This window comes from Pseudomonas sp. SST3 (genome assembly GCF_003325755.1).
Genome location: NZ_QORI02000161.1, coordinates 1 through 3,653, shown reverse-complemented (window position 1 = coordinate 3,653; position 3,653 = coordinate 1). Strand labels below are relative to the sequence as shown.

Sequence of the window (3,653 nt, the reverse complement as noted above, 5' to 3'; positions counted from 1 at the left end):
CCATGCTGCGCGCCTGCGGATTGGCCCACTAACTCGAATTTTTTTTCACACGTGAATACTATGACTATTGAATTTAACCACTGGCCTCTGGAAAGCGCACAGCGTTATCGGGACAAAGGCTATTGGCTCGACAAACCGCTCACCCACCTCCTTCAGGAACGCAGCCAGTCGCAACCCGACGCCCCCGCGATTATTTGCGGCGATCGCCACTTCAGCTATGCCGAGTTGGACCAATTGTCTTCCAACCTGGCCTCGCGACTGGCCGCCAGCGGGCTTGGCAACGGTGACACTGCACTGGTGCAGTTGCCCAATATCGCGGAGTTTTACATTGTCCTTTTTGCCCTGCTCAAGTCAGGAATCGCCCCCCTCAACGCGCTCTACAGCCATCGCAAACTTGAACTCAAGAGTTACGCCAAACAAATCGCGCCAACGTTGTTGATTGCCTCCCGCGAGCATGAAGTCTTCCGTGACGACAGCTATATCGCCGACTTCAAGGAGGTGGGTTCAAGCCCAGACATCATCTTGCTATTGGGCGAGCAACGTCACGAAAACAACCTCGCCGACTGGATCAATACGCCGAGCGAGAGCAACGTGAACGTCTCCCCCTCGGGCCCGGCGAGGTCGCATTGTTCCAACTGTCAGGCGGCAGCACGGGCACCCCCAAACTCATCCCCGCACTCACAACGACTATTACTACAACGCCAGGGCAAGCGCGCAAGTATGCGAACTTACGCCACGCACGCGCTTTCTATGCGCGCTACCTGCCGCCCATAACTTCTTGCTCAGCTCCCCCGGCGCCCTCGGTGTTCTGCATGCTGGCGGCTGCATCATCATGGCGCCCAGCCCGGAGCCCTTGACCTGTTTTTCGATCATCCAGCGCCAAGAGGTCAATACTGTGGCCTTGGTACCAAGTGCAGTCGCCTTGTGGCTGCAGGCAGCGCCGGAGCATAAAGAACAACTGCAATCGCTTGAGTTCCTCCAGGTCGGTGGCGCCTGTTTTGCCGACTCGCTGGCACGCCAGGTACCCGGCGTACTCGGTTGTAAGCTGCAACAGGTATTCGGGATGGCCGAAGGCCTGATCAACTACACCCGGCTAAATGACTCCGACGAACAGATTTTTACTACCCAGGGCCGTCCGATCAGCCCCGACGATGAAATCAAAATCGTTGACGAACAAGGCCTCCCCGTCCCGGACGGAGAACCTGGCATGCTCGCCACACGTGGCCCTTACACCTTTTGCGGGTACTACCAAAGCCCCGAACAAAATGCCCAGGCGTTCGATAACGAGGGTTACTACTACTCCGGCGACCTCGTCCAACTCATGCCCAGCGGCGATTTGCGCGTGGTCGGCAGGGTCAAGGACCAGATCAACCGTGGCGGTGAAAAAGTCGCTTCGGAGGAAATCGAAAACCTCATCGTCCTCCATCCGGATGTGACTCACGCGGGCTTGGTGGCCATGCCCGATGACAGGCTGGGAGAAAAAAGCTGCGCGTTCGTCGTCTCACGCAACCCGAGCCTGAAGCCGCCCGCGCTCAGACGTCACCTGATGGAACTCGGCATCGCCGAATACAAACTGCCCGACCGCATCCGGTTAATCGAAACCATGCCGCTGACCCCCGTGGGCAAGATTGACAAGAAGCACCTGCGTCAGCTGCTGGCAGCGGAAACCACCCGCGCCTGGTTGCAGACTCGCGTGCTGCAACTCGTCGAGGACTGTGAAGACCTGGACCCTGAGGAAAACCTGATTTTCTATGGCCTCGACTCCTTGCAAGTGATGAGACTCGCGGCCGAACTCAAGGAACGTGGCATTGCCGTCAGCTTCGAAGAACTGGCGGATTCGCCCACGCTCAGCAGTTGGTGGTCATTGGTAGACGCGAGGCAGATAGCCGCCTGACCGGGCGGCGTCACCCAGTCGATTTAAAAGGAGTTAGACATGACTTTATCCCCTGCCGACCAACGCAAGCTTGAAGGCTTCTGGCAGCACTGCGTGACACATCAGTATTTCAACATTGGGTATCCCGAATCAGCCGATTTTGATTACTCCCAGCTGCACCGTTTCTTGCAGTTTTCAATTAACAACTGCGGGGACTGGAACGAGTACAGCAACTACCTGTTGAACTCGTTCGACTTTGAAAAAGACGTCATGACGTATTTCGCCGAGCTGTTCAACATTGCCCTTGAAGACAGTTGGGGTTACGTCACCAATGGCGGGACGGAAGGCAATATGTTTGGCTGCTACCTGGGACGCGAACTGTTTCCGGACGGCACCCTGTACTACTCGAAAGACACCCACTACTCCGTGGCAAAGATCGTCAAATTATTGCGGATCAAATGCCGTGCGGTCGAATCGCTGCCCAATGGCGAAATCGACTACGACGACCTGATGGCAAAAATAACCGCCGACCAGGAGCGTCACCCCATCATCTTCGCCAACATCGGCACCACGATGCGTGGAGCCGTGGATAAATATCGTGACCATCCAGCAACGCCTGCAAACAGGCAGGCATTGCCCGCCACGACTACTACCTGCACGCTGATGCGGCCTTGAGCGGGATGATCCTGCCCTTCGTCGATCACCCACAACCCTTCTCGTTTGCCGACGGCATCGACTCGATCTGCGTCTCCGGCCACAAGATGATCGGCTCGCCCATTCCTTGCGGAATTGTCGTGGCCAAACGCAACAACGTCGCGCGCATTTCAGTGGAAGTGGACTATATCCGCGCCCATGACAAGACCATCAGCGGCTCGCGCAACGGCCACACACCCCTGATGATGTGGGCGGCACTGCGCAGCTACTCATGGGCTGAATGGCGCCATCGAATCAAACACAGCCTGGACACGGCACAGTACGCCGTCGACCGCTTCCAGGCCTCGGGCATTGATGCCTGGCGCAACGAAAACTCCATCACCGTCGTGTTCCCTTGCCCATCAGAAAGAATTGCGACGAAATACTGCCTGGCCACCTCCGGTAATTCGGCACACCTGATCACCACACCTCATCATCACGACTGCAGCATGATCGACGCCTTGATCGACGAAGTGGTTGCCGAAGCTCAACTGAATACCCTTCGATCCAAGCGAGCATTCACTGATCAAACGGTCGTCGAGCGATTGCCCGCGGCGTCATTCAACTTGCGTACCCATTATTGAAAGAGACCAGCCTCATGCTGCCGCTAAAACCGCCACAAGCCTGCGAGAACCTCAATGACATTCGAGCGGGCATCGACTTTTTTGACCGCCAGATCCTTGACTCGCTACAAAAACGCCTGCGTTACGTAAAGGCTGCGGCGCAGTTCAAAGCCAACGAACAGGACATTCCAGCACCTGAACGCGTCGCGGCCATGCTTGAGGAGCGGCGACTATGGGCGGTAGAAGCCGAACTTGATGTCGCTTTCGTCGAGAAGCTCTACGAGCAGATTATTCACTGGAATATTCAACAGCAAATCCTGCATTGGCGGGCCACCCGACAACCAACGTACTCGGCGCAGGCCAAGTCATGACGATGGCGGGTGGATGCCTGACGACTTGAGGTCTGCGATTCACGCGGGCTGTCCTTGTTCGAGTGGTGTGTGTTCACAACTATCACCGTAGACCAAGGGCGGCCTTTTCTTCATTTTTTGTAATCAGATCAGCCTGTTAGCTGTTAATTAAGT

At 56.3% G+C, this 3,653-nt stretch carries 5 protein-coding genes and 1 pseudogene; all 6 read left to right on the top strand.

The window, feature by feature from the left end:
* Nucleotides 1-60: 60 nt before the first annotated feature.
* The 6 genes and pseudogenes from DQ405_RS28250 to DQ405_RS25740 all read left to right on the top strand — a co-directional run bounded on the left by DQ405_RS28250 (nucleotide 61) and on the right by DQ405_RS25740 (nucleotide 3,500).
* Nucleotides 61-774: an AMP-binding protein gene (locus DQ405_RS28250; protein ID WP_274597455.1), complete on the top strand. Its 714-nt coding sequence runs from the start codon at nucleotides 61-63 to the stop codon at nucleotides 772-774.
* Nucleotides 713-1,189: pseudogene (locus DQ405_RS28245) on the top strand (AMP-binding protein); the annotation flags it as partial. The gene DQ405_RS28250 and the pseudogene DQ405_RS28245, both read left to right, overlap by 62 nt.
* Nucleotides 1,190-1,207: 18 nt before the next feature.
* Nucleotides 1,208-1,894 (top strand): (2,3-dihydroxybenzoyl)adenylate synthase, encoded by a 687-nt coding sequence (locus DQ405_RS28400; protein ID WP_342030469.1) that lies wholly within the window; start codon nucleotides 1,208-1,210, stop codon nucleotides 1,892-1,894.
* Nucleotides 1,895-1,933: 39 nt separating this feature from the next.
* Nucleotides 1,934-2,548, top strand: a complete 615-nt coding sequence (locus DQ405_RS28235) for an aminotransferase class I/II-fold pyridoxal phosphate-dependent enzyme (protein ID WP_274597454.1) — start codon at nucleotides 1,934-1,936, stop codon at nucleotides 2,546-2,548.
* A 5-nt stretch (nucleotides 2,549-2,553) separates the two neighbouring features.
* Entirely contained in the window at nucleotides 2,554-3,150 is a 597-nt protein-coding gene (locus tag DQ405_RS28230; RefSeq protein ID WP_274597456.1) for a pyridoxal-dependent decarboxylase, read from the top strand.
* A gap of 14 nt (nucleotides 3,151-3,164) precedes the next feature.
* Complete coding sequence (locus DQ405_RS25740) at nucleotides 3,165-3,500, top strand: isochorismate lyase (protein WP_014718554.1); 336 nt, start codon at nucleotides 3,165-3,167, stop codon at nucleotides 3,498-3,500.
* Nucleotides 3,501-3,653 lie beyond the last annotated feature (153 nt).